Source organism: Geobacillus sp. B4113_201601 (genome assembly GCF_001587475.1).
GTDB lineage: Bacteria > Bacillota > Bacilli > Bacillales > Anoxybacillaceae > Geobacillus > Geobacillus icigianus.
Genome location: NZ_LQYX01000046.1, coordinates 6,326 through 32,718, shown reverse-complemented (window position 1 = coordinate 32,718; position 26,393 = coordinate 6,326). Strand labels below are relative to the sequence as shown.

20 protein-coding genes, 4 pseudogenes and 1 riboswitch are annotated in these 26,393 nt (G+C 55.3%); of the genes and pseudogenes, 15 read left to right on the top strand and 9 right to left on the bottom strand.

The features are described 5' to 3' along the window. Positions 1 to 102 precede the first annotated feature (102 nt). The 10 genes and pseudogenes from B4113_RS07225 to B4113_RS07180 all read left to right on the top strand — a co-directional run. A pseudogene (locus B4113_RS07225) lies at positions 103 to 834 on the top strand (PP2C family protein-serine/threonine phosphatase); the annotation flags it as partial. Positions 835 to 861: 27 nt separating this feature from the next. Further along, on the top strand, positions 862 to 1,035 hold the full coding sequence (locus B4113_RS19840; RefSeq protein WP_160331366.1) for a hypothetical protein: 174 nt from the start codon (positions 862 to 864) through the stop codon (positions 1,033 to 1,035). 108 nt (positions 1,036 to 1,143) lie between these two features. Beyond that, positions 1,144 to 1,539 (top strand): annotated as a pseudogene (locus B4113_RS07220) (RDD family protein); the annotation flags it as partial. 715 nt (positions 1,540 to 2,254) lie between these two features. Continuing rightward, the gene (locus tag B4113_RS07215) at positions 2,255 to 3,508 is read left to right on the top strand and encodes a methyl-accepting chemotaxis protein (RefSeq protein ID WP_033018124.1); all 1,254 of its coding nucleotides are present in this window, start codon (positions 2,255 to 2,257) and stop codon (positions 3,506 to 3,508) included. A 124-nt stretch (positions 3,509 to 3,632) separates the two neighbouring features. Next, positions 3,633 to 3,746, top strand: a riboswitch (TPP riboswitch). Between the two features lie 167 nt (positions 3,747 to 3,913). Next, entirely contained in the window at positions 3,914 to 5,605 is a 1,692-nt protein-coding gene (thiC, locus tag B4113_RS07210; protein ID WP_033018127.1) for a phosphomethylpyrimidine synthase ThiC, read from the top strand. Between the two features lie 411 nt (positions 5,606 to 6,016). Further along, the gene (locus tag B4113_RS07205; RefSeq protein WP_131385652.1) at positions 6,017 to 6,256 is read left to right on the top strand and encodes a hypothetical protein; all 240 of its coding nucleotides are present in this window, start codon (positions 6,017 to 6,019) and stop codon (positions 6,254 to 6,256) included. Positions 6,257 to 6,410: 154 nt separating this feature from the next. Next, entirely contained in the window at positions 6,411 to 7,589 is a 1,179-nt protein-coding gene (locus B4113_RS07200; protein WP_061912377.1) for an aminotransferase class I/II-fold pyridoxal phosphate-dependent enzyme, read from the top strand. Then, complete coding sequence (locus B4113_RS07195; RefSeq protein ID WP_033018494.1) at positions 7,586 to 9,241, top strand: thiamine pyrophosphate-binding protein; 1,656 nt, start codon at positions 7,586 to 7,588, stop codon at positions 9,239 to 9,241. The genes B4113_RS07200 and B4113_RS07195 overlap by 4 nt, the downstream gene beginning before the upstream one ends. A 188-nt stretch (positions 9,242 to 9,429) precedes the next feature. Then, a complete protein-coding gene (locus B4113_RS07185) occupies positions 9,430 to 10,911 on the top strand; it encodes an aldehyde dehydrogenase family protein (protein ID WP_033018492.1) in 1,482 nt (493 codons plus the stop codon). Between the two features lie 414 nt (positions 10,912 to 11,325). After that, entirely contained in the window at positions 11,326 to 12,480 is a 1,155-nt protein-coding gene (locus tag B4113_RS07180) for a saccharopine dehydrogenase family protein (RefSeq protein ID WP_033018491.1), read from the top strand. A 94-nt stretch (positions 12,481 to 12,574) separates the two neighbouring features. Here B4113_RS07180 and B4113_RS07175 read toward each other — a convergent pair whose 3' ends face one another. The 9 genes and pseudogenes from B4113_RS07175 to B4113_RS07140 all read right to left on the bottom strand — a co-directional run. Further along, positions 12,575 to 13,732, bottom strand: a complete 1,158-nt coding sequence (locus B4113_RS07175; RefSeq protein ID WP_033018490.1) for an MFS transporter — start codon at positions 13,730 to 13,732, stop codon at positions 12,575 to 12,577. After that, entirely contained in the window at positions 13,732 to 14,157 is a 426-nt protein-coding gene (locus B4113_RS07170; protein WP_033018488.1) for a MerR family transcriptional regulator, read from the bottom strand. The genes B4113_RS07175 and B4113_RS07170 overlap by 1 nt, the downstream gene beginning before the upstream one ends. Positions 14,158 to 14,813: 656 nt before the next feature. After that, complete coding sequence (locus B4113_RS07165; protein WP_033018487.1) at positions 14,814 to 15,296, bottom strand: (2Fe-2S)-binding protein; 483 nt, start codon at positions 15,294 to 15,296, stop codon at positions 14,814 to 14,816. Positions 15,297 to 15,695: 399 nt separating this feature from the next. After that, positions 15,696 to 16,532, bottom strand: a complete 837-nt coding sequence (locus B4113_RS07160; protein WP_033018485.1) for a xanthine dehydrogenase family protein subunit M — start codon at positions 16,530 to 16,532, stop codon at positions 15,696 to 15,698. Continuing rightward, positions 16,519 to 18,846, bottom strand: a complete 2,328-nt coding sequence (locus B4113_RS07155; protein WP_033018484.1) for a xanthine dehydrogenase family protein molybdopterin-binding subunit — start codon at positions 18,844 to 18,846, stop codon at positions 16,519 to 16,521. The genes B4113_RS07160 and B4113_RS07155 overlap by 14 nt, the downstream gene beginning before the upstream one ends. Then, positions 18,818 to 19,471 (bottom strand): xanthine dehydrogenase accessory protein PucB, encoded by a 654-nt coding sequence (gene pucB, locus B4113_RS07150; RefSeq protein WP_033018483.1) that lies wholly within the window; start codon positions 19,469 to 19,471, stop codon positions 18,818 to 18,820. The genes B4113_RS07155 and pucB overlap by 29 nt, the downstream gene beginning before the upstream one ends. Further along, entirely contained in the window at positions 19,468 to 20,499 is a 1,032-nt protein-coding gene (locus tag B4113_RS07145; protein WP_033018481.1) for an XdhC family protein, read from the bottom strand. Before B4113_RS07145 ends, pucB begins: the two co-directional genes overlap by 4 nt. 203 nt (positions 20,500 to 20,702) lie before the next feature. Then, the gene (locus B4113_RS18615) at positions 20,703 to 20,879 is read right to left on the bottom strand and encodes a hypothetical protein (protein WP_033018480.1); all 177 of its coding nucleotides are present in this window, start codon (positions 20,877 to 20,879) and stop codon (positions 20,703 to 20,705) included. A 15-nt stretch (positions 20,880 to 20,894) separates the two neighbouring features. Continuing rightward, positions 20,895 to 21,047: pseudogene (locus tag B4113_RS07140) on the bottom strand (SPFH domain-containing protein); the annotation flags it as partial. Positions 21,048 to 21,410: 363 nt separating this feature from the next. On the opposite strand from B4113_RS07140, the gene hutP reads away from it, so the two are divergent. The 5 genes and pseudogenes from hutP to B4113_RS20395 form a co-directional block, all read left to right on the top strand. Next, positions 21,411 to 21,860 (top strand): hut operon transcriptional regulator HutP, encoded by a 450-nt coding sequence (gene hutP, locus B4113_RS07135; protein ID WP_033018477.1) that lies wholly within the window; start codon positions 21,411 to 21,413, stop codon positions 21,858 to 21,860. A gap of 129 nt (positions 21,861 to 21,989) precedes the next feature. After that, positions 21,990 to 23,504 carry a histidine ammonia-lyase gene (hutH, locus tag B4113_RS07130; RefSeq protein WP_033018476.1) on the top strand — a complete coding sequence of 505 codons (1,515 nt, stop codon included), beginning with the start codon at positions 21,990 to 21,992 and terminating at the stop codon, positions 23,502 to 23,504. A gap of 161 nt (positions 23,505 to 23,665) precedes the next feature. Next, positions 23,666 to 24,928 carry a LysM peptidoglycan-binding domain-containing protein gene (locus tag B4113_RS07125; protein WP_061912376.1) on the top strand — a complete coding sequence of 421 codons (1,263 nt, stop codon included), beginning with the start codon at positions 23,666 to 23,668 and terminating at the stop codon, positions 24,926 to 24,928. A gap of 278 nt (positions 24,929 to 25,206) precedes the next feature. After that, positions 25,207 to 25,893 (top strand): TerC family protein, encoded by a 687-nt coding sequence (locus B4113_RS07120; protein WP_061912375.1) that lies wholly within the window; start codon positions 25,207 to 25,209, stop codon positions 25,891 to 25,893. 23 nt (positions 25,894 to 25,916) lie between these two features. After that, a pseudogene (locus B4113_RS20395) lies at positions 25,917 to 26,393 on the top strand (D-2-hydroxyacid dehydrogenase); the annotation flags it as partial.

Below are 26,393 nucleotides of genomic sequence, written 5' to 3'. Positions count from 1 at the left end.
TGACACCCCTGCATCATACCAAGAGGGCTTTTTTTGATCAAGTCCCCGGAAAAGCTCCTAACGGGAATGCTCTTTTCTGGTTCGTCTTTAGAAGAGCCGGATATCATAGCGGTGAAAGATGATTTAAAGCTGGCCCGCGAAGTACAAAAACGGGTATTGAGCAAGCCGTTATCCGCTGAGGGGATTTCCATTGCTGGAACGTACATACCGTCGCGGGAGGTGGGTGGGGATATGTACGCTTGGTATCCGATCGATCAACGGCGTTATGGCATTTTTTTAATGGATGTGATGGGGCATGGGGCGGCGGCTTCGCTCATTTGCATGTCCGTTCGTTCGCTTCTGAACGGGGTTATCCGCAAGGGAATCGTTCCGAACGAAGTGTTCCAGGAGCTCAACCGCCATATGCGCCAACTGTATCACGAAAACGGGCGGACGACGTATTATTTTACGGCGATGTATGTGCTGGTCGATGTGAAGGAGCGAATGATCGAATATGCCTCGGCGGGTCATCCACCTGGATTTTTGTTTCAGCCGGATGGAACGGTGGCGGAGTTGGACCGCGGCTGTGCGCCGATCGGTTTGCTCCCGCGGCTTTTTGTTGAGAGCGGGCGGCTGCGTTATGAGCCGGGGGCGACGCTCATTTTGTATTCGGACGGAGCCATCGAAGGGGAGAAGGTGGGTTCAGTGCGTCAAAAAATTGAGACGTTTCGCGATGCGATTGCGCCGTATGTTTCGCTCGATGAACGAACGCTGTTATCGCGCTTGCGCCGTTATTTCTTTCAAAAAGGGCCGCTCCCGGACGATTTTTCAGCAGTGGCTGCAAAATTATGGTAGTGAAACAGCGCCAGCGATCGAGGAGCGATGATTCCGTACAAAATAGTGCGATTTGATCTGTTTCTCAGTGAGAAAAGCCTGACGAAATCAACTTTTTTGCGCGATGCCGCCGATTTGCTCGTGCCAGTCGTCACCGACCTTATCGTCCTTGCGTGGCTACGTCCTTGTGCCGGAGAACGTTTTAGCGGTCATGAATGGTGAAAAAGATGTTTTTCATTTGGAAAAATGTCTGCTGAAATAAAGACAATTCCGCCGTTCGTCAAGAATAGAATGATATCAGCGGAGCAAAAGGAGGAATGACAGATAGAAATGAACCGTCCGGCTGGATTTTGGAAACGGTTGTTGGCTAACTTGTTGGACGCTATTGTGATCGGCATTCCGATTTCGGTCATCGGCTATTTGATTACGGGCAGTATGGAAACGAACTGGTTTACGACATTGGCCAACTTGCTTTACGCTTTAGTTGTTCCGGCGGTTTGGTATGGCTATACGGTCGGCAAACGGATGATCGGCATCCGAATTGCCAAAGTAAACGGCGGCAAAGTCGGCCTTGGTACGATGTTTTTGCGTTCGTTTGTCGACAGACTTGTGTATTTTGTTACTTTTGGAATGGGACTTATTATCAGTGCGATGATGGTAGCTGCAAGAGAAGACAAACGGTCGATTCACGATTTTATCGCTAGGATGTATGTAACAACAGAAAAAAACGACGGCGTAACCAAGGAAACGAGCGGCTCTCAAATGGGGGCCTGTTTCTTTTTGCTCGCAGAGTTGCGATGCGGGATGAGGACATCGGCGCTGACTCTCAAGAAGCGAAGCCTTGATAAAACGTGTCTTTGCCTCTCAGTCAGTTCCCGCGTCCTTCGAAAGCTGGCGATTTCATCGCGGGTACGGTTTTACCATATTGATCCTGTTTTTCACTCATTCTCCCATTGATGAAAGGAATCAGTGGTTTTTCACCAGCTTTCTAGGAGGCCGGTGATTTCGTACAAAATACCGCCGAGCTCCACCCGTTTCTCAATGAGAGAAACCTCGCAGAATCAGCTTTCTTTTCTGAATGAAAATGACTCTGATCGGTGTGTGACAGCCGTTTTTCACCGTCCTTCTGGCAACGGTGTTCAGTAAATTCATATTTCGTGTGTTTTCGACGGAAATCGGGAGGATTTTTTATTCCAATGTCGAATAAATTGGCTTAGCCATCAATACATATCACGCGCTTGAGAAAAATTTCAAAAAGACAAAAACGTGGTTGTTGGGGGGGCAGAGAGGCTTGAAGCATAAAAATGTTGTTCGGATGATCATTTTTCATTAGTATAATTCTTATATCGGTAAAATTTACATGAACGCGCGACAGCGAATCAATTTCATGCAGTGATCACCATGAAACGACTGACGTGACAAAAGAAGGAGGAGAAATGGTTTGTCGCTAACGAGCTATATCATCCGCACGATGTTTGTTGTCATTCCGGGCACGGCAGCGATTGGCGCGGGGGTCTGCCTAGCGAATGACATTCATGGTGCAGCGCTTGGCTGGACATTGATGGCCACCGTGCTGTTTGGTGCGCTGATCGGTCTGATCTCCGCTTCGCTCAACTACCGGCGGTTTGTTGCGCCGATCGCCGTTATTAACCGCCACTTAGAGAAGATGACGGAGGGGGATTTGACGGCGCGTGTGCCATTGGACCGGGTGCGCCAGCTGCGGCCGATCGCGGCATCGTTAAATTATATGGCGGACGCATGGCAAGAAGTTATGAAAAGCATCCAGCATCATGCCGAGGAAGTCGCGCAATATTCGCAACAGCTTGCCGCTGTCGCCGAACAGACGACAAAAGCTACCGAACAAATCGCGACCACCATGGAAACGATGGCGTCTCATGCCGAAGAGCAGACTAGCGCTGTTCGCGGCACGGCGGCGGCAGTCAATACCATTTCCCGAACGCTCGGCGATGTGGACCGTCGGACAAAAGATGTCACTCATCGGGCTCAGGAAACCGCGGCAAAGGCCGAGTCTGGGGAGCAATCGGTGGAGAAAATGTCGGAGCAAATGCAGTTTATCTACGGTCATGTCCAATCGCTAGGTCAGATCGTCAAAGCGCTTGGCGAACGATCGAACGAGATCGGACAAATTACCGAGGCCATTACGGGCATCGCCTCACAGACGAATTTGTTGGCGCTCAACGCGGCGATCGAGGCGGCGCGCGCTGGTGAGCAAGGGAAAGGATTTGCCGTCGTCGCCGGCGAGGTGAGAAAACTGGCTGAACAATCGGCTCGTTCTGCGCAGCAAATTTCTGAGCTGATCGGCTACATCCAAGAAGAGACGAAGCGGGCCATCGCTTCCACCGAACGGGTCGTCTCGGAAGTGGCGCATGGACTGAATGCTGCCCATGCTTGTGGGGCATCGTTTGCCCATATTCGTGAGGCGGTGGGGCAGGTGAGCGAACAAATCGGACAAGTTTCGCTGGCGCTTGAACAGATGACGGATCATGTCCGTCATGTGGATGAAGCGTTGCAACAGATGACCGATATTGTAGAACAATCGTCCGCCAGCACCGCTAACGTATCGGCGGCAACGCAAGAGCAGATGGCTTCCGTCGAAGAAATCGCTTCTTCGTCGGCATCGTTGGGCCAAATGGCGGACGAGATGCGGACGATGCTGAAGCATTTTTCGGTGTAATTGAAAAAAACATGGATACGAAAGGGGGGGCCAAATCTCGCCCCAGTCGGCAGTGAAAAAAAGATTGCCTGCCGGCTGACGATGCGATAAAATGAAGAAAATGAGCTGTGATCGCGTCATACGCGTAATCTGCTAGGGGAGTCCGAGAGCCGGGCTGAGAAAAGAACGCGGTGAAGTTCTTTGACCCTTTGAACCTGATCTGGGTCATGCCAGCGTAGGGAAGCAGGCAGCGGGAACAGATGGACGTGTCATGTTCGTTTGCCCTTTTGCCTTCGATCAGGTTCCGTTGTCGGAACCTGTTTTTGTTTTGTCTCGTCCTCTCTCTTTCCCTTTTTGATGGTTGCCTTCTTCCAAGCGTGATGGCATGGATCCAGTCGATGAAATCAAAAGAAAGGGGATCCATGCATGGAAAACATCCGCACATTAATGTCATTCCCATCTAGCCGCAAAGTGTATATCGAGGGATCGCGTCCGGACGTGCGCGTGCCGATGCGAGAAATTATGCTGTCGCCGACGAAGACAGCCCACGGCGAAGTGGAAAACGAGCCCGTGCGTGTGTACGACACAACAGGGCCGTATACAGACCCTCATTTTGAGCCAGATATCGAAAAAGGATTGCCACCTCTCCGGCATCGCTGGATCATTGAGCGCGTCGATGTCGAAGAAGTGGAGCCGCGGGCGGTCGCTCCTCGTTCGCTGGCGCTTCCCTTTGCCCGCCGATCTTTGCGCGCGAAGCTAGGAAAAGCGGTGACGCAAATGCATTACGCCAAACGGGGGATCATCACGCCAGAAATGGAGTTTGTCGCGATTCGCGAACGAATCGATCCGGAAATTGTCCGCCAGGAAGTGGCGGCGGGGCGGGCGATCATCCCCGCCAACATCAATCATCCGGAGAGCGAACCGATGATCATCGGCCGCCGCTTCCATGTAAAAATTAACGCCAATATCGGCAACTCGGCTGTTTCGTCATCGATTGACGATGAAGTGGAAAAACTGCTGTGGGCGGTGCGTTGGGGCGCCGATACGGTGATGGATTTATCGACGGGCAAACACATTCATGAAACGCGTGAGTACATTCTCCGCAACTCGCCGGTCCCGGTAGGAACGGTGCCGATTTATCAGGCGCTCGAAAAGGTCGGGGGAGCGCCCGAGAAGCTGACATGGGACGTGTACCGCGAAACGCTGATCGAGCAAGCCGAGCAAGGGGTCGATTACATGACCATTCATGCTGGGGTGCGGCTTCACTACATTCCGCTCACCGCCAGCCGCGTGACCGGCATCGTCTCGCGCGGCGGCTCAATCATTGCGCAATGGTGCTTGGCACATCATCAAGAAAACTTTTTGTATACGCATTTTGAAGATATTTGCCAAATTTTGCGACAGTATGATGTGGCCATTTCGCTCGGAGACGGGCTGCGGCCGGGTTCCATCGCCGATGCGAACGATGACGCGCAGTTTGCCGAACTCAAGACGCTCGGGGAGTTGACGGCCATCGCCTGGAAGCATGACGTGCAAGTGATGATCGAAGGGCCGGGACACATTCCGATGCATAAAATTCGCGAAAATGTCGAGCGGGAGCAGGAAATTTGCCATGGGGCGCCGTTTTATACGTTAGGGCCGCTTGTCACCGACATCGCGCCCGGATATGACCATATTACGTCAGCCATTGGCGCCGCCATCATTGGGGCCTATGGAACGGCGATGCTTTGCTACGTCACGCCGAAAGAGCACTTAGGGCTGCCCAACAAAGAGGATGTGCGTGCCGGGGTGGTCGCTTATAAAATCGCCGCCCATGCCGCTGATCTGGCGAAAGGACATCCGGCCGCCCAGCAGCGCGACGATGCGCTCTCAAAGGCGCGCTTTGAGTTTCGGTGGAACGACCAATTCCATTTATCGCTTGACCCGGAGCGCGCCCGTGAATACCATGACGAAACTTTACCGGCTGCCGCGGCGAAAACCGCCCACTTTTGTTCGATGTGTGGGCCGAAATTTTGCTCGATGAGCATTTCTCATGAGCTGCAGCGGAAAATGAAAGAAGACGGCATGCAAGCGAAAGCGAAGGAATTTGTTCAGAAGGGCGCTTCTCTGTATCAATGACAAGTCCAGTCAGGACGGACGAACGTATGAAAGCGCGGAAGCCCGCCAGTTGGGTAAGGATATACAATTATACAGAAAATATAGAATAAAAATATATTTACAAATTGTTTTTTATCTGTTATGATAATGACATAAGAGGTAAATTTCTAGTCATAACATAATTTATTTGTGAAGGGAAAACTGCGCAGTCTATTGCAGCGCCTTCGCCGGCGTTTCGCTTCCATAGACAGCGGCCAGTTGCGTCATCGAACGATAGATGGTGCTGGCCGCTTCTTTTTATGGACCAACGACGAAATGCAAGACTTTTCGAAGCGCCTCCGAATTTGTATGGTCGAGCACGTTATTTTTGGGAGCGTTTTCTAAAAAGTGCCGGACTGACGCCGATGTTCATCCCTGAATGGGGGCAAAACGTTGCCCATGCAACATTTCTGTGAAAATGTCGAACTGGCGCGGGATGTTCAACCCCGGATGGAAGGCAAAACGTTGCCCATGCAACATTTCTGTGAAAATGTCGAACTGGCGCGGGATGTTCAACCCCGGATGGAAGGCAAAACGTTGCTCATGCAACATTTCTGTGAAAATGCCGGACCGGCGCGGGATGTTCAACCCTGGGTGGGGCGCGCTGCCTATGGAACAGCCGAACTGGCGTGAGATTTTCATCCCTAGGTGGGGCAGATCGCGTTGCCCATGGAACGTTTCTTTGAGAATTGGGAGATGTCAGTCAGTGCGGGCGGGATCAGGAATGGGCATGTGAGCAGTGAGTGGGCGCATACACTGAAACGAAGGGGCATGAGGAGGGAGGGGATTGACTTTGTTTTCCGATCTTGTGGAGACGATGCCGCCTTATTTGTTTTCCCGTTTTCAACAGAAAAAAGAGGAGCTGGTGAAGCAAGGGGTCGATGTCATTGATTTAGGGATCGGCGCTCCCGATTTGCCGCCGCCCTCCTTTGTCATCGAGGTGTTGAAAAAAGAGCTCGAGGCGCCGGAACATTATACGTATTCGCCGTATGGCGGCTGCAAGGAATATCGGGAGGCGGTCGCCCGGTTTTATGAACGGGAATACGGGGGCGTGCTCGATCCAGAAACGGAAGTGCTCGCTTTGATCGGCTCGAAGGAAGGGATCGTTCATCTGTTGCAAGCGGTTCTGAAGCCGGGAGAGCTTGTGCTTGTGCCGGATCCCGGTTATCCCGTTTATCGAACGGCGGTTCATTTTGCCCGCGGGCGGAGCCGGGCGCTGCCCTTGGATGCTCAAAACGGTTACGCGCCTCAGTTTGCTGCGCTTTCTCCCGACGTGTATGATGAGGCGAAGCTGATGCTCCTCAACTATCCAAGCAATCCGACCGCGGCCGTGGCCGAGATCGGCGTGTTTTCCGAGGCCGTTTCCCTCGCGCGCCGGCATCGGCTGTTCATTGCCCATGACGCCGCGTATTCATTGGTGACGTTCGCCGGGTTTCAGTCACCGAGCATTTTGCAGGTGGACGGGGCGAAAGAGGTAGCGGTCGAATTTGGCTCATTGTCGAAAAGCTATAACATGGCGGGCTGCCGCATCGGGTATGTGGTGGGAAACCGCCACCTAATTCGAGCGCTTTCGGTCATCAAAAGCAACATCGACACATGTCAATTCATTCCCATTCAAAAAGCGGCCGCTGCTGCGCTGACGAACGGGCAGGCTTTTGCGAAAGCGAACAGTTTGGTTTATGAAGCGCGCATGAACAGGATGGTGGAAGGGCTTCGCGAACTCGGCTTGAACGTGCAGCGTCCGAAGGCGACTTTTTTCCTATGGGTTCCCGTTCCCACAGGGTACTCATCCGAATCATTTGCCACCCAACTGCTCGATGATGCGGGGATTATCGTCACACCGGGAACGGCGTTTGGCCCGGCCGGAGAAGGGTACGTCCGCGTTTCGCTCTCGGCGCCGATTGAGCGGCTCGAGCAAGCATTGGAGCGGTGGAAACGAGTGAATGGGGGGGCGCTGGCGCCATGAAACGAACGATCCGAAACGTGACGGTGGCCAAGGTCATCGTGGAATGTCTAAAACAGGAACAGATCCGCCATGTGTTTGGCGTGCCCGGGGAAAGCTACTTGCCGTTGCTTGACGCCATTTATGAAGAGCCGTCGATTGAGTTCATTTCCGCCCGCCATGAGGGAGGAGCGTCGTTTATGGCGGAAGGGTATGCGAAAGCGGCGCGGACATGCGGCGTCGTCTTAGCAACAAGGGCGGTCGGCGCCGCCAATTTGGCGATCGGCGTCCATACGGCTAGACAAGATTCCACGCCGATGGTCGTATTTTTAGGGCAAGTGGACAGCCGCTTTCTTGGCCGGGAAGGTTTTCAAGAGGTTGATTTGGAGGCGTTTTTTCGCCCGCTCGCGAAATGGACGGTCGAAATTCGCGACGCCGAACGAGTGCCGGAGCTGGTGCAGCGCGCGTTTCGCACCGCGAAGACGGGCAGACCCGGTCCGGTTGTCGTTTCGCTGCCGGAGGATGTGCTTTGGCAAACCGTCCCGGAAGCTGTGATGGCTTCCACCCAAGTGCCGAAGCCGGCTCCGCGCCACGAGGACGTTCGGGAAGTCGAAGCTTGGCTGACGCGCGCCAAGCGGCCGCTCGTCATCGCCGGCGGAGGTGTCAAGTGGGCGGGCGCGGAGCCGCTGCTGCGGTTATGGGCTGAAACGTATTCGTTGCCGGTGATGGCAGCGTTCCGTCGCCATGACGTATTTCCCCATGATCACCCGTGCTACGTCGGGCATCTCGGCTTGGGAGCGCCAGAAGCGGTGAGGGAGACAGCGGAGCAGGCCGATGTAGTGATTGCGCTCGGAACACGGTTATCGGAAGTGACTACGCAAGACTACTGTGTACCGTCTGCTAATCAGACGCTCATTCATATTGACTTGGACAGCGATGGGTTTGGAAAAGTGCGCGCGCCGGACGTGGCCATTTGGGCCGACTGTCGGGAAGCGCTATCCCGCCTGCTGACGATTGCGGTGCGGCCGAGCTGGCAAGAATGGGTGGCAAAACGGCGGGAGCAGTATGAACAAACCGCAACGCTGCCAGAAAAACCGCGCAATGTGTATGAAGCGGCCATGGCAAGTTTCGCGCGCCATTTGCCGAACAACGCTGTTTTCACAAACGACGCAGGGAATTTTGCCGGCTGGCTTCACACGTTTTTCCCGTTTGGCGAAGGCCATACGTATATCGGACCGACGTCCGGAGCCATGGGATACGGCATGCCGGCGGCCATAGGCGCCAAACTGGCATTGCCCGACCGAACGGTTGTGTCGCTGTCGGGAGACGGCGGATTTATGATGACGATGCAAGAGTTGGAAACAGCTGTCCGGTATGACATTCCGATCATCTCCGTCGTATTTAACAACCGCATGTACGGGACGATTCGCATGCATCAAGAACTGCGGTTTCCGGGTCGGGTCATCGGAACGGAGTTGGGGAGCGTTCCGTTTGCCCGCTTGGCGGAATGTTTGAATGGGCTTGGCTTCCAAGTGCAGACGGAACAGCAGTTCACAGAGGCGCTGTGCGCGGCGCTGGCGGCCAAACGCCCGACGGTCATTGAAGTGCTGGCTGATCCCGATTGTCTTTCGGTCTCGACGACGATGCAGGAGCTGCGGGCGCGGCAATCGCTGTGACCGCGGACGGCAGTCGTTTTGTTGGGAACGGTGATTGTTCCAAAAAATATTCACCGTTGCCAATGTTGATGTGCCGGTTGGATGGTTCGAAAAAGGAGGCGGCCGCAAAGGTGCTCCCGGCCACGGAGCCGGGAAATGCCGCGATCCGGCTCCATCATTCCATTGCGCGAAAATGGGGGGAGTAGGCGATGAACATTCAAAACTATATCAATGGAAAATGGAAAGAACCGAGCACTGGGCGGTGGGCGCCGGTGATCAATCCAGCGACAGGGGAAACCATCGCCAAGGCGCCGATGTCAGGGGCCCAAGATATCGATGAGGCGGTTCAGGCAGCCAAGGAAGCGCAAAAACGATGGGCGCTCGTGCCGGCGCCGAAACGCGCGGAAATTTTGTATCGAGTCGGGACGCTGCTTCAAGAGCGGAAAGAGGCGCTGGCTCGGCTGTTGACGATGGAAATGGGCAAAGTGATTGAGGAAGCGCGCGGCGAAGTGCAAGAAGGCATCGATATGGCGTTTTACATGGCGGGGGAAGGGCGGCGGTTGTTCGGCGACACGACGCCATCGGAGTTGAAAGATAAATTCGCCATGAGCGTTCGGGTGCCAGTCGGGGTAGTCGGTATCATCACGCCGTGGAATTTCCCAATCGCGATCGCTACTTGGAAGTCGTTCCCTGCCCTTGTGGCTGGCAATGCGGTCGTGTGGAAGCCGGCGCTGGAAACGCCAATTATGGCGCAGGAGTTGGCGCGCATTTTTGCAGAAGCGGGTTTGCCGCCGGGAGTGTTTCATGTCGTCCATGGCGACGGGCCGACAGCTGGCAATGCGCTCGTCGAACATCCGGATGTCAAGGTCATCTCGTTTACCGGCTCGAATGAAGTCGGGCGGATGATTGCGGAAACATGCGGACGGCTGTTGAAAAAAGTTTCGCTTGAAATGGGCGGGAAAAACGCGGTGATCGTCATGGATGACGCCGACTTGTCGCTAGCGGTCGACGGCATTATTTGGAGCGCCTTTGGCACCTCGGGGCAGCGGTGCACCGCGTGCAGCCGGGTCATTGTCCATGAGCGGGTGAAACAGGAGCTTGAGCGGCGTCTGCTTGAAGCCGTGAACACATTGAAAATCGGCAACGGGCTCGATGAAACGGTCAAGGTAGGGCCGGTCATCCATGAAGAAGCGCTGCAAAAAATCGACCGCTACGTGCGCATTGGCGTAGAAGAAGGGGCGAAGCTGCTTGTGGGCGGCTATATATTGCGTGAAGGCGACTATGCGCGCGGCTTCTACTACGCACCGACGATTTTCACCGATGTCACGCCGAAGATGCGCATCGCCCGCGAAGAAATTTTCGGCCCGGTCGTGTCGATCCTTTCCGTCCGCAGTTTGGACGAAGCGATCGATGTCAACAACAGCGTCGATTATGGGCTGTCAAGCGCGATTTTCACGCGCGATGTCAATAACGTGTTTCGGGCCATGCGCGATTTGGACACCGGCATTGTGTACGTCAACGCCGGCACCACGGGTGCGGAGATTCATTTGCCGTTTGGCGGTACGAAAGGGACGGGCAACGGTCATCGCGACTCCGGCGTCGCCGCGCTTGACGTGTTCACCGAGTGGCGGAGCATTTATGTCGATTTCAGCGGCAGACTGCAGCGGGCGCAAATTGATACGGCTGACTGAACCGGGCTGCCATCGGCGCGGAACGGAAAAACGGCGGCCGACGGGGAGGACGGGTAGCCAAAGGAAGGGCATCTGCGGCAAAAGGGAAGAGCGTCTAGAAGGCCGGTGAAAACCGCTGATTCCTTTCATTAATGGGGGAATGAGCAAAAACAGGACCCGATGTAACAAGGTTTTTCGAAATGAGAAATAACATTGTAAAGCCGTATCCGCGAGTAAATCACCAGCCTCCTAGAAGGTCGGTGAAAAACCGATGTCACACACCAATCGGAGGCATTTTCATTCCAAAAAGAAAGCTGATTCTGCGAGGTTTCTCTCATTGAGAAATGGGTGGAAGTCAGCGGTATTTTGCACGAAATCACCAGCCTTCTAGAACGCGAGCGCATGATCAACAATCGGTGACAGGAGGGAGAAACGATGAAAGTGCTCGTGCTTGGCGCAGGGTTGATGGGAAAGGAAGCAGCGCGTGATTTAGTGCAAAGCGAAGCGGTGGAAGCCGTCACCTTGGCGGATGTCGATCGAACGAAAGCGGAGCGAGCCGCGCGGCAACTCCAATCGGAAAAACTTTCGGCAGTACAAGCGGATGCCGGCGATCAGCAACAGCTGTCCGCTTTGATGAAAAAGCATGATGTGGTGGTCAATGCGCTGTTTTATCGGTTTAATGAAACCGTGGCGAAAACAGCGATCGCCTCCGGTGTTCACTCGGTCGATTTAGGGGGGCATATCGGCCATATTACCGACCGCGTGTTGGAGCTCCATGATCAAGCCCAGGCAGCGGGGGTGACGATCATTCCTGACCTAGGTGTCGCTCCCGGCATGATTAATATTTTGTCCGGCTATGGAGCGAGCCAACTCGATGAAGTCGAATCGATTCAGCTGTATGTCGGCGGCATTCCCGTCCATCCCGATCCACCGCTCGAGTACAACCATGTGTTTTCGTTGGAAGGGCTTCTTGATCATTACACCGATCCGTCTTTGATCATCCGCGACGGCAAGGTGCAGGAAGTTCCGTCCCTTTCAGAGATCGAGCCGATTTATTTTGAACGGTTTGGGCCGCTTGAAGCGTTTCATACTTCAGGAGGAACATCGACGCTGTCGCGCTCGTTTCCGAACTTGAAGCGGCTTGAGTATAAAACGATCCGCTATCGCGGCCACGCGGAAAAATTCAAACTCCTCGTTGACTTGAACTTGACGCGCAACGATTTTGAAGTGGAGATCGGCGGGCGCCCAATCAAGCCGCGCGACGTGCTGCTGGCCGTCTTGACGCCGCTTCTTGATTTAAAAGGGAAAGACGATGTCGTCTTGCTTCGGGTGATCGTCGGCGGGCGGAAAGAAGGAAAGGAAACGGTGCTCGAATATGAGACGGTGACATTCAACGACCGCGAAAACAACGTGACGGCGATGGCGCGGACGACAGCGTACACGATTTCCGCTGTCGCCCAACTGATCGGCCGCGGCATCATCCAAAAGCGCGGCGTCTATCCGCCTGAACAAATCGTTCCAGGGGATGTGTATATTGAGGAGATGAAGCGGCGCGGAGTGATGATTCGCGAGAAGAAAACAGATCGCTAGAGAAGAACGCACCAAACGAAAACCACCCCACCCCGTTTTCAGCTGCGAAACGGGGGTGGGGTGGCGGTGCTGATCGCGCCGCTATGCGCGGCGGTTAGGCGGCTTTCGTTTCCGACGGCTCGCCTTTGCGCCAAGCTAGGAAAAGAAAGGCGGCCAGCGCCGGCGCCATGGCGACCATAAACGGGGCTTTGACGGACAAAGCGTGGCCGATGACGCCGGACAGTACCGGGGCGATGGCCGCCCCCATCCAGCGGACGAAGTTGTACATGCCGGAAGTGACGCCACGTTCGTACGGCGAACTTTCCATTACGTAGCTTGTGAACAAGGCGTTGTTTACGCCGGATACAAGCCCTGACAAAATGATCAAGACGATCGTCAGCCACGTTGGTTGGGCGACGGCCAACAGCAGCAGCAACACCGCAAACAGCAATAAGCTGTACGGCAGTAGATGTTTCGGTTCATGTCTTTCCTCCAGCCGATGAGCCAGCACCGCCGAACCGTAGGCGAGGCAAAGCCCCCAGCCGAAGAAGACGAGGCCGATTTGAATGGCCGATAAGTGAATGATAAGCGGCGAATACGCTAGAACAACGAAAAAGCCGTAATAGTAAAGCATACCGCCTACCGCTCCTTTCAAAAACGGCGGAAAAGCGAGCAGACGCCGCATTTCTTGCCACCCGGCCGCCTTTTTTGGTTTTCCTTTATTCGGATCGTACACAAACAAGGCGACAAGCAAAAAGGCGATAAAAATGAGCACGCTCGTGCCGAGAAACGGGTAGCGCCATGAATGTTGGCCAAGCAGCCCGCCGATGAGCGGACCGCCGGCCATCCCGAGGCCGATCGCCGCCTCATACAAGCCGACAGCCGTGCTCGCCTGCGGTGTTAAGGCGATCAACAAGGTCATGGCGGTCGCAAAAAATGTCGCATTGCCAAGCCCCCACCCGGCGCGGAAGAGGGATAATTGGGGGATGTTCGCCGCAAAGCCGCACAATAATGAGAACATCGTGACAAGGCCAAGTCCGATCACCATCATTTGTTTATCGCCGACGCGGCTGACGATGAGACCAACCGGAATCATCATGACGGCCATCGTAAAAATGTAGGCGGTAAACAGCATTTCCACTTGCCAGTGGGTTGCGCCGATGCTTTCGGCAATGACCGGTAAAATCGGATCGACCACCCCGATGCCCATAAACGCCAAAAATGCAGCGGCAACGGTGATCCACCGCGCCCGTGTTTGTCTTCCTTCGTCCATTATTCTTCTCTCCCTTCCTGCAAAATCGTGTTGACTCGCTGTTCCATTTGTTTCAACTCTTGTTTGAGTGTTTCCATTTTCTTCATCTTTTCGTCCAGCATGGCGATTTGTTGGCGCAGTCCGGCAGCGATTTGTTCGAGTTCGCGCCGTTTTTCATGATCGGCAGTCTGAAGGAGTTCGGCCCGGTGCGCGGCGATTTTTTCTTTTAAGGATAAAAAGTGTTGGAGCTCCTGAAGGGAAAAGCCAAGCACTTCGCGGGCGGCGATAATTTGTTTCAGCTGTTCGATCTCCTCCTCGGTATAAAGGCGCGTACCGCCGTCGCTCCGCGCTGGCGGTTTGATCAAACCAATTTCTTCGTAATAGCGAATCGTGCGTTTCGTCAAGCCGGTTGCTTTGGCGACGTCGTCAATTTTCAATCGTTTCATGATGGGGCCCTCGCTTTCGTTGCATCATGACCAACCGCGTTTTTCACAAATATAACATTAACGTGAACGTTATATTTTTGTCAATAGGACTTTGGAATGGGAGGGAAAAACCGTGGTTTTCGCGGCTGTACAAATTCAATAAGAGGGTGTCGCCGAAAGAACGGGACACCCTCTTTCACCTGATATGCGATGATTGTACACGGAATGTATGAGGTTGGCGATTGACTCGGGCAACCGCTTCCCGGAATCATTTCTCAAGTAGAAAAACTTGTTGCATCGGCCTCTATAAGGTTGGTGATTTCGTGCAAAATACTGCTCATTCCATTCGTTTCTCAATTTGAGAAACCTTGCAGAATCAGCTTTTCCGTGAAAATGCCGAACTGTCGCGAGATTTTCATGTCTGGGTGGAGGGTCGATCGCCGCCCATGGATCTTTTCTGAATGAACATGCCGCTGATTCGTGTGTGACAGCGGTTTTTCACCGGCCTTTATGTTCGCGCGTTCCATCGGTAAACAGCGATTTTTTACCGGCCTTCTATCAAGGCAAACGACTTTCGGGGCCAGCCTCCGCCGATAACCGCTTCTACGATGGCTGAGCGTTCTTGGCCGACTCTTTGTGCCGCCGGCTGCTTGGGGCGATGTCAGCTGGAAATGGCGCTAGCGCGTCACGCTCGTTTTGCTGGCTTTGAGCACTTCTTTGACCGCCGCTTCAATTTCTTGATAGCTTGTGCAGCGGCAAATGTTCGACTCGAGCCATTCTTGAATCATCGCGTCATCGGCGTCCGGATGCCGGTCGATGAGCGCCTGAGCGTTCATGATGAAGCCCGGCGTGCAGTAGCCGCACTGAAAAGCGAAGTGGCGGACGAAGGCCTGCTGTATAGGAGCATCATCGAGCCCTTCGATCGTCGTGATCGGTTTGCCGACCGTTTCGATCGCCAGCATCATGCATGATTTGATCGGCGTGCCGTTGACGAGGACGGTGCAGGCGCCGCAGTCCCCGTTTAGACACCCCGGTTTGGCACCGGTCAGCCCGAGGTGATCGCGCAAAACAAACAGCAGCGTCTCCGCTTGGCGGACGACGACGGTTCGTTGCTCGCCGTTAATGTGCAACACAAGCTCCCGTTTTGTCGGTTCTTCCATCGTGCAGTGCACCTCCCGTCTAAGAGGCTGGTGATTTCATCGGGAATACGGCTTTAGACTGTCATTTTTCAATGAGAAAACCCTTGTTGCATCGCCTCTGCTTTTCGCCCCCGCATTGAGCAAGGGAATCAGCCGTTTTTCACCGCCCTCCTAGGGGGCCGGTGATTTACTCGCACAAACGCTTCTCAGAATCGTTTCTCAAGTAGAAAAACTGGTTGCACTATGTTCAAGCATTCCATCATCGATCAAGGCAAACAACGATTTTTCACCGCCCTCCTAGGGGCCGGTGATTATATCGTGTATACCGCTTCCTGGCATCGTTTCTCAAATAGAAAAGCCTTGCAACACTGCACACTTTTATTCATCGACCAAAGGAAACCAATGTTTTTCACCAGCCTTCTAGATGGATTCCCCTAACTCGCGAAGCGCATCTTCCAACAGTTGGGCGGCGACAAACAGACGGTAGTCTGCCGATCCTTCAATATCATGCAAAATCGGGCGCGGGAAGGCGGCGATTGCCGCTTGGATCCGTTCGCCAATCGGGCGGTTCCTGTCGTTGAGGTGCGCCTCGACGTCAGCCGAGCGAAACGGAAACGGGCAGATGCCGCTGAAAGCGACGCGAACGGCCTCGTCTTGTTTCAGCGCTGCAATCGTCACCAGCGGGTAGCCGACTTCACCTTGTTTGCGGCGCTTGCGATGGAAATGGGGCAGGGTGGCGGTGGCGCGGTCAACCTTGAACTGGACGACAAACTCACCGCGGCCCAGCTGCAGCTGTTGATGAAATAAATCATTGATGCGGGCTTGACGGATGTCGGCTGGCCCGGCGATGACGATGTCTGCTTCTGCAACGAGCAGCGCAGTCGCTATTTCACGATAAAAAATTTGCCCGCATAAGTTGCCGCCGAGTGTAATTTGGTTGCGCGCCGTCCGATCGGCGATTTCTTTGGCCACCTTTGTCAACAAAGGGAACGGATTCGTTTCTTCGAGCACGGTGAGCGCCAGCGCCGCCCCGAGCACGAGAGGATCCCCGTCGGCGTCAAGCACCCGGCATTCGGGAATCTCCTTAATATCAATGACAGCGGCGGTAGAAACGAAGCCGAGGCGCGATAGGGTGAGGATCTCGGTGCCCCCGCTGTAATAGAGCGGCTGTTTTCCTTGTTGTTCCAGTTCGAGAAACAGCGCCGTCGCTTCAGCGATCGACTGTGGCCGATAGTAGGCAAAATCAAAGGGAACCATAGCCGTCTCCTTTCTGTTTCCGCCAAATGAGTTCGGGAACGAGCGGCAGTTCGTTAAGCGGCACACCAGCGGCAAGCGATAAGGCGTTTGCCAAAGCGGCGGGCATGCCGATCAAGCCGTGTTCGCCGATGCCGCGCGCACCGTACGGAGCGTCGATTTGCGGCGTTTCGACAAATTCGACAATGTAGACGGGATGTTCGCCAAAGCGGATCAGCCGGTACGTGCGCAGCTGCGGGTTTAAGACACGTTGGGCTTGATCAAAAAGAAACCCTTCACGGCTGGCCAAACTCAGCCCCATGCTCATCGCCCCCATCGCCTGGCCAAGCGCCGCTTTCGGGTTGAGCACCTTGCCGGCATCGATGACCGCGTACGCTTTTACAACGCGGTACGTGTAGTCGCGGCGGTTGAACTCCACTTCGACTCCTTCGGCGCATACACCCCATTCCGGCCCCGGTTTTCCGGCGCCAGTTTCCGGATCAAGCGGGGTCAAGTGGCGCAAAATATAGTGGCCGCGCCCGATCACTTGTCCGCCGATGGCGTTGCCGTTGGGAAATTTGTAGCCGTAGGCAATGTCTTTTACTGGGATGAAAATGGCCGGGTCGTCGCGCAAAAAGACGCGCCCGAAGCCGACTTCCAAATCGGCGGGTGAGGCTCGCAGCACGCAGGCGGCGATCTCTTTCAGCTGGCGGATGGCGTCATCGGCGGCGGCCAAAGCCGCGCGCCCGGCCATAAACGTTCCGCGGCTGGCGACCGTTTTCCAATGTTCCGGCGTCGTTTGCGTATCGATGTCCATTTTGACATGAACATCGTCCACGTTCATGTTCAGCCGTTCGGCGACGATTTGCGCGAGCACCGTTTTCGTGCCTGTGCCGATTTCGACGACGCCGGAAATGAGGTTGACGCTGCCGTCTGAATTGAACGTTAAAATGACGCCGGAACTCGCGTCAGTGTCAATCGTGGACGTTTTCCAACCGCCGCTGATGCCTTTGGCCCGCACAGTATAGGCGTCAAGCTCGACGCGTTGCCACTCGTCCCAGCGCATCAGTTCGCGCAATCGGTCAAGGCAGGCCGCCATATCCCCGACATTGCTTTTCGTGAGCCGCACTTGCGTCGGGGTTGTATGCCCCGGGCGGATGACGTTTTTGCGCCGCACGTCCCACGGGTCAAGCCGCAGCGCTTTTGCCAATTCGTCAATAGCACGCTCCACAGCAAACGACTGCTCGCAATGGCCGAAACTGCGGAACGGCGTCGCATACGGCCGATTCGTATAGACGCAGAGCGAGTCGCACCAGACGTGTTCGACATGGTATGGGCCGGTGCAATCGACGGCCGCGGCGCGGCTGACGTCAATCGCCTTATCGGAATAAGCGCCGCCGTCAAACAAAAAGAGAATTTCCATCGCTTTGAAAACGCCGTCGTTTGTCGCGCCGATTTTGACCGTTGCCTCCAATCCGATATGGACGGGCGAGGTGACCATGTCATGTTCGCGGCTGTTCCAAACGCTCACTTTCCGGCCGCCGACCGCCTTCGCGGCGAGGTAGGCGAGCAGCTCGAGCTGCACCGGAGCTTTGCCTCCGTAAGCGCCGCCGACAAGCGGCGTGTGGACGATGATCTTGCCTGTGTCTTCTCCAAAATAGGTATGGAGCAGCTTTTTGATCATAAAGGGCGACTGTGACGAGGCGGTGATACGGATCGTGCCGTCCAGTCCAATTTCCGCTGTAGCGCAGCGCGTCTCCATCGCTACGTGGTCGGACGGGTTGAAAGAGACGCTCGTTTCGATGATGACATCGCTTTCGGCAAAGCCTTGTTCGATGTTGCCTTTTCGGATTTTCGTCCGGTGGGCGATGTTAGTTCCTGGTTCAGGATGAGTCGTTTTGCTTTTTTCGTAGCGGTCGAGATGTTCATGCAATAGCGGAGCCCCTTCTTTCAGCGCCTCGTGCGGCGAGCCGACCGCTGGCAGTGGTTCGTAAGCGACGCGGACGAGGCGGGCGGCTTGTTCGGCCTGGGCGAGCGTATCGGCGACGACGACGGCGACGACCTCGCCAAAGTAGCGCGCTTTATCAGCAGCGATCGGCGGGCGGTCGCGCATGTCTTCACCGGTGAGCGGCAGTCCCTCGCCGGTCAGGACGGCGCGGACGCCGGGGGCGGCAAGCGCGGCGCTTGTCGCGATGGAGGTGATACGCGCGTGGGCGTATGGGCTTGTCACCAAGGCGGCGTGCAGCATTCCCGGCTGTTTGAAATCGTTTGTGTACTTGGCGCGCCCGGTCACCTTATCCCGCGCCTCTTTACGGATCACACTTTTCCCAACAGCCATGGAAGGACTCCTCCTTTCGTCTTTGTTCCATGACCCCGCGTTCATAGTCGCTATAGGTGTCGATGTCCATGCCGATCCACTTGTCTCCTTCGCAGAAGAGACCGCGCCAATGCGGATCGTGAAACAGCTGCCGTCCGCCTGCATCCCCTTCAAGCGCCAGCAGGGAAGGAAACGTCCGTTTTCCCCAGATGACCGGGGGCATCGGCGTGCCCGAGCGGGAAAAGGCGAGGTAATCCGGGCGATGGCGACGATAAAGAGCGGCGAGAGCATCGATCGTTTCCGCTGTTACGAACGGCTGATCGGCCAATAATACGGCGGCGGCGTCCGCCTCTTCTGCCATCGCTGCTCGCAAGCCGCAGGCGAGAGAGTGCGCCTGTCCGCGGTGACAGGCGGCGCAGCGGACAAGGCGGCATTTGTCATGGCGAAGCAGCGCGTCAGGAAGCCAGGCGAGCGCGTCATTGGGCGGCACGACCACGATGACGGGCGAGAGGGAGGAACGAAGCGCCGCCTTGAGCCCGGCTGCCCCGAGCGTCCCGTCTCCCCAAGGTAAGGCGCGTTTATCGGTCCCCATCCGCCGGCTTTGCCCGGCCGCTAAATAAACGGCGGCGATGGCGCCCTTGTTCATCGGGAGGCCTCCAGCGGCGTCCGCCCGCGAAGAACGCTGATCAGCTCGGCAACTATGCTAATGGCGATTTCCTGTGGGCTGCGCGCGCCGATTGGCAGTCCGACCGGTGAACGGACAAACGGCGGAGCCGAGCCGGACGGAAAAAGGCGATCCGTGCGCCGCCGCGGACCGAGCACACCGAGATAAGCGAGTGGCATGTCGGCTAACAAGGAAACGAGTTCCCGGTCGCGCTCGAACTGGTGGGTCATCATAATGACAAAGTCGCGTTCAGTAAGGTGCAGCATCGGCACCGTTTCATGCGGAAAGCCGAGAACCCAAGCATCGGCGTCCGGGATGTGCGATGGCTGGCAAAACGCCGGGCGCCAGTCGCTGACGGTGACGGAAAACCCGGCGGCTTTGGCCGCCGACACGAGCGGCGGGGCGTCCGGGCCGGCACCGAAAATGATGAGGCGCGGTTTCGGCCAAAAATGTTGGATGTAAAACGCGCCGTCATCCGTTTCCTGCACCCCGTTTCGGTCGCGGAAAAACGGGGTGCCATGCAGCGCGTTGAGCCATTCCGACCTCGGCGGCGACGCATAGCCGCCGAAGCGCTCCCCTGTTTCGCTTTGGAAAAACAGCGGTTCCTTAGGATGAGCGATGCTTCGCGCCATCAGCACATGTTCGCCGCGGTCAAGGCAGCGTTTGAGCGCCAGCCAGACCGATTTTGTGTCCTCTGTCACCGGCTCGAGCCAAACGCGGATGAGTCCGTTGCAGCCAGCGCCTTGCCCCCAAGACCAATCGTCCTCGGTCCGCAAATCAAACGAAACAGCAGCTGCTTGGCGGCTCACCAATACGTCACGAGCGTGGGCCGCCACCGCTTCTTCAAGGCATCCGCCGCTCAGCAGCCCGACCGTTTCTCCATTTGCGTCAATCCACATGCACGTCCCTTCTTTTTGATAGGCCGAGCCTTCAACGTCCATGATGATGGCTACCACGCCATCGCTTGGAGCGCCGGCGATCGCTTCGAGCACAGTATAGTAGCTTTCCATGCTTATCCTCCTTCCGCGTGGCGAAAAAGGTGGCTCCGCTGTTGCAAGCGCGGCGGGACGATCAATAAACTTTCATAAGGGCCGTAAGCGGCGGCAGCGGGTGCGGCATCGGGTCGTCCCTTTTTTTAAAAAGAGCTCTGCTATCATTATATTTCTGTAACAGATGCCCATGACTGAAAAACAAAGAAGCCAGCTGTTGCCAGCTAGCTTCTTTTTTGATCCGTTTTTCCTTTTCCGAGTCGTCCGGCCCGCTTGGCGGCTTCCCGCAGCAAATACTCGATATGGCTGTTGACGCTGCGGAATTCCTCTTGCGCCCACTGTTCCAAGACGGCATACAACTCATAGTCAATGCGCAAAGGGAATGGTTTTTTCTTTGTCATCGCACTCCACAACCGTTAATATAGACTGCCCGTGTTGATCACGGGCTGGGTGGTTCGTTCGGAGACGATCGCGACCATCAAGTTGTTGACCATCGCCGCTTTCCGTTCATCATCTAACTCTAACATGTTTTCTTTGTCAAGCTGTTCGATTGCCATTTGCGCCAAGGAGAACCCCGGCGATGAGAAGCATAGCGATGCCGCCGATACCGATGAATCCATCGAGATACCAAGCGTTCTGTTCCCTCATTGATTGTCCCCCTAATTCATATTAATTTGATATTCTTATGATATCATACATTCAATAAAATGTAAATCGAGTATTATTGTGGTTTTCAGCCATTCGCTGCTTTCCTATGATCGGTTAGGAAACATCCATCAACCACCGGGGGAAAACAACCTCACTTGCCATCCCTTCTGATCATAGGCCTTTATTCCGATAACAAGTCATCGTGCTAAAATATGGAAAAAACGGTTGACTCCATATTTCCCACTGTCATACAATAGAAAAAAAGACAAACGGGAGCATCGAGCATGGGAAACGAAAAATCGGCGCGCATCGGCCGCTTGTCGCTTTGGCTGGCGATGCTTGACGAAGGGGAGGAAGGCCCGGTCCTTCATCAGCTTGAGTCGCTCGCCTGGCGCTATTGCCAAGGGCGCGTCGGGGCGATGGAGCCGCAAAAAATCGTCGCGGCGATCGAGACGGCGGCGAAACGGCATGGAGTGGTTGACGGCGGCTTGTACCGCGATATGCACGCCTTGTATCATGCGATTTTAGAGGCGGTGCACGGTGTGACGAGGGGGCAGATGGAGCTAGGAGATTTGTTAAGAACGGCCGGCCTTCGTTTCGCCGTCGTGCGCGGCACACCGTATGAAGGGCCAAAAGAAGGAGAGTGGATCGCCGTCGCCTTGTACGGGACGATTGGGGCCCCGGTGCGCGGGTTCGAGCACGAGGCGGTTGGGCTCGGCATCAATCATATATAACGCGGCGGCTCGGGCCATTCGATAGAGACGGATCCGCCTAAAGCAATGAGTCATGAGGAGGCGAATCTTGCCGGAAACGGCAGGGGCGCCTCTTTTTGTGTTTGGACATGAACGAAAGGGGATGAAATGATGATCGTGTTGAACGGGCATTCGTTAACGCTTGACGAGGCAAGACGCGTCGTTTACGGGAGGGAACGAGTGGCGGCCGCTTTAGAGAGCATGGAAGCGGTTCGAAAAAGCCGAGCGGCAGTGGAACAAGCGATTGCGAGCGGACGAACGATCTATGGGGTGAATACGGGCTTTGGCAAACTCGCTGATGTGCGCATTGAAGGAAGCGACCTTGAGCAGCTGCAAATCAACCTTCTCCGCTCACACGCCTGTGCGGTCGGCGAGCCGTTTGCCGAGGAAGTGGTGCGGGCGCTGCTTCTGTTGCGGGCGAATGCTTTGTTAAAAGGGTATTCCGGCGTGCGGCCGGCGGTTATTGAGCAGCTGCTTACGTTTTTGAACGCCGGCATTCACCCGATCGTGCCCCAGCAAGGTTCCCTCGGCGCGAGCGGCGATTTGGCGCCGCTGGCTCACGTGGCGCTGGCGCTTGTCGGCGAAGGGGAAGTGATGTATCAAGGCCGGCGGATGCCTGCCGCCCAAGCGCTTTCGCAAGCGGGAATTCCGCCGCTCTCCCTGAAAGAGAAGGAAGGGTTGGCGCTCATTAACGGGACGCAGGCGATGACGGCCGTCGGAATTTTGGCTTGCTTAGCCGCGGAACAGCTCGCTTACGACAGCGAGCGGATCGCCGCATTGACGGTCGAGGCGCTTTATGGCGTGACCGATGCCTTTGACGCCCGCATCCACGAAGCCCGCGGATTTCCGGAACAGGCGGAGGTGGCGGAACGAATGCGCCGTTATCTCGCTGGATGCCAGCTGACCACAAGGCAAGGGGAGCGGCGCGTGCAAGATGCGTACTCGATCCGCTGCATTCCGCAAGTGCACGGGGCGTCGCTCAGGGCGCTCCGCTATGTGAAAGAAACGCTCGAAATTGAAATGAACGCCGCCACCGACAATCCGCTCATCTTTGCGAACGGGGACGTTCTTTCCGGCGGCAACTTTCACGGCCAGCCGGTAGCGATCGCCATGGATTTGTTGAAAATCGCGGTGGCGGAGCTGGCCAACATGAGCGAGCGCCGCATCGAGCGGCTCGTAAATCCGCATTTGAACGAAGGCTTGCCGCCGTTTTTAAGCCCGCAGCCCGGTTTGCAGTCGGGGGCGATGATTATGCAATACGTCGCGGCGTCGCTCGTATCGGAAAACAAGACGCTCGCTCATCCCGCCAGCGTCGATTCCATTCCGTCATCGGCCAACCAAGAAGATCATGTCAGCATGGGGACGACCGCCGCCCGCCATGCGTACATGATCGTGCAAAACGCAAGAAAGGTGCTGGCGATTGAGCTCATTTGCGCGTTGCAAGCTGTCGAAGCGCGCGGCGTCGAGCGACTGGCTGTGTCAACGAGGCAGTTTTACCACGAGGCGCGCCGCATCGTTCCTTCCATTGTGGCGGACCGCGTGTTTTCCCACGATATTGAGGCCATGGATGCTTGGCTGAAGCGGCGGGCGGTCAGCAGCTGTTCAAACAGTGGAGCGAGCGTTTAAAAAAATCAAAGACAACATGCAACGATGGCCGGACGGACAATACGACATTTCCATCATCGGTTTAAAAAAATCATAGACAACATGCAACACCCGGTTAAGCGCATATATTAGAAGATATCGCCACCCATTTTTCACATCAAGCCATAACGGAGGCGGTGCAAATGTTTTCCCATACAGTGCAACCGGGAGATTCGCTGTTTTCCATCGGCCGTCGATACGATTATTCGGTGGAAGATCTTCGCATTGTCAACGGGTTGACAGCGTCAAACATCGTCCCCGGCCAAGCGTTGCTCATCCCGCTCTACACGTACACGGTGCAGCCAGGGGATACACTGACTGCCATTGCTCGGCGGGCGTTCGTCACACTTGAACAATTGCAGGCAGCTAATCCCCATCTTCAGCCGAATGCCCTGCGCCCTGGGATGAAAATCACGATTCCCAATATTTCATGGTATCAGGCGACAACGTTAGGCTACTATGTCGTTCGCGAACCGAGCGCCGACCGGACGATGATTCGTAATTTTGCCCCGTATTCGTCGTATATCACCCTTTTCGAATATCACTTTGCCCCGAACGGCGATGTGGTGAATGAACTGGATGATGTGGCTGCTGTTAGGGAAGCATGGCGAAATCGGGTGACGCCGCTTGTTGCCATTACAAATTTAACAACACAAGGATTCAGCCCGATACTTGCGAGCCGAGTATTGAACAACCCAGAGGCTAGGACGAATCTCATTGAAAACATTTTTTATTTAGTATCGCGAAAGGGATATGGCGGGGTCAACATTGATTTTGAGCAAATCCGTGGCGAGGACCGCGATTTATTCACCGGTTTTCTGCGCCAGCTGCGCGATCGGCTCAAGCCGGCCGGATACGTCGTGACGATTGCGGTTCCGGCGAAAACGAGCGAAAATATTCCATGGCTGCAAGGATACGACTATGGAGGAATTGGTGCTGTTGTCGATTATATGTTCATCATGGCTTACGATTGGCACCATTTGGCCAGTGAACCTGGCCCTGTGGCGCCGATCGGCGGGGTGAGGGCGGCGTTGCAGTTTGCCGTTGAACGCGTACCGCGGCAAAAAATCTTGTTAGGACTTCCTCTTTACGGATATGACTGGGTCATCCCTTATCGACTTGGAACAATCGCTAAGGCACGTTCCAATCAAGAAGCGATTCATACGGCTATGCGCTATCAATCCTTTGTTCAGTATTCATTGGCGGATGAATCCCCGTTTTTCCAGTATACTGATGAACTCGGGAACGTTCACGAAGTATGGTTTGAAGATATCCGAAGCATGGGACAGAAAATGAAGTTAGCTTGGCAATTTCAACTTGCCGGCGTTGGAGCATGGCAGCTTACGCTTCGATTTGCTCCAGGATCGTGGTTGCTGCGCAAGTTTTTTACGATCCGAAAAGTTTGATGTGACGGCTTAGCACCGCTAAAACAGCCAAAGTGCTAGAAAGGTCGGCGGCTTAGCGATGCATAGCCGTCTTTCTTTGTGCTTTTCTCGACAAACAGCTGATCGTTAGAGCCGCTGCCGTTTTTGTATCGACTCATCCTTTCCTAGTTGTGCGAAGTTAGCGAACTGAAAAAACCTTGTGCAAAGTCTTGTCCTCTCGCGGCGTATTGTACAGTTGTCCCTTTCCTTGATTTGCGGTAAGATGAGAAAGAGGGAAAAAGGGGAAAGGGTGGCTTCTGTTGACGATTTCGGCCGCGGCGTTGTTGGCCTTATGGAAAATTATTGCGATTGATATCATTTTGTCCGGGGATAATGCGGTCGTCATTGCGATGGCGACGCGGCGGCTGCCGAAAGACCAGCAAAACAAGGCGATTTTTTGGGGGACGGCTGGGGCGGTGTTGCTCCGCCTCTTGTTTGCGGCCATCATCGTCTTTTTGCTGAACATTCCGTTCGTTCACTTCGTTGGCGGATTGCTGCTCGTATGGATCGCCTATAAAGTGCTTGTTGAACGGGAAGAGGAAGCGAACGTACAATCATCAGACCGGTTGCTGAAGGCGATTATGACGATTATCATCGCCGATGCGGTGATGAGCTTGGACAACGTTGTTGCTGTGGCTGGGGCGGCCGAAGGGCATCTTGGCATGCTGGCGCTCGGGGTAGCCATCAGCATCCCGATTATGATTTTCGGCTCCAAAGCGATCGTCCGGGTGATGGAACAACACCGATGGGTCGCGTACGTTGGGTCGGGCATTTTAGCGTGGACGGCCGGGAAGATGATCGTTGGCGACGAAGGGGTGCTCCGCTTGCTTCATCTTTCGCACGGTCCGTTCGTCTATGCCGTCGCGGCCGGTGTGACGATTTTTGTTTTGGCTGCCGGCTACATCGCGAATAAAAAAGCAGCGCGTGAAGAAGGGACGTTGATTTGAGCGGCTGGAGGTGGTGTGCGTCCATGAACATCCAACGCATTCTCGTGACGGGAAGGCTTTATGCCGAGCTTGCCTCTCTTCTTCCGGACAAGCGGCCCGATAAAGCGTTTCGCTTTGTCGCTGAAGACGAATTGCAGGAGGCGGATTTTGCTTGGGCGGACGCGTACATCGGCTTTCGGCCGGCCGGGCCGTTTTCGCTTGCCCATTTGCGCTGGGTGCATTCGCTCGGCGCGGGGGTCGACGCGTTTTTGTGGAAGCGGGAATGGAAGCCGGACGTGCTGCTGACGCGGACGATCGGGTCATTTGGCGAGCAGATCGCCGAATATTGCCTCAGCTACTTGCTGCGCGACGCCCAATGCCATGACGTGTATGCTTGGTATCAAGAACAGCGGCAGTGGAAGCCGGTCGCCCCGAAGCGACTTAGCGAACAGCGGATGGTCATTTACGGGACGGGCGAGATCGGCCGACGCATTGCCGAAACGCTTCGTCTGTTTGGGGTT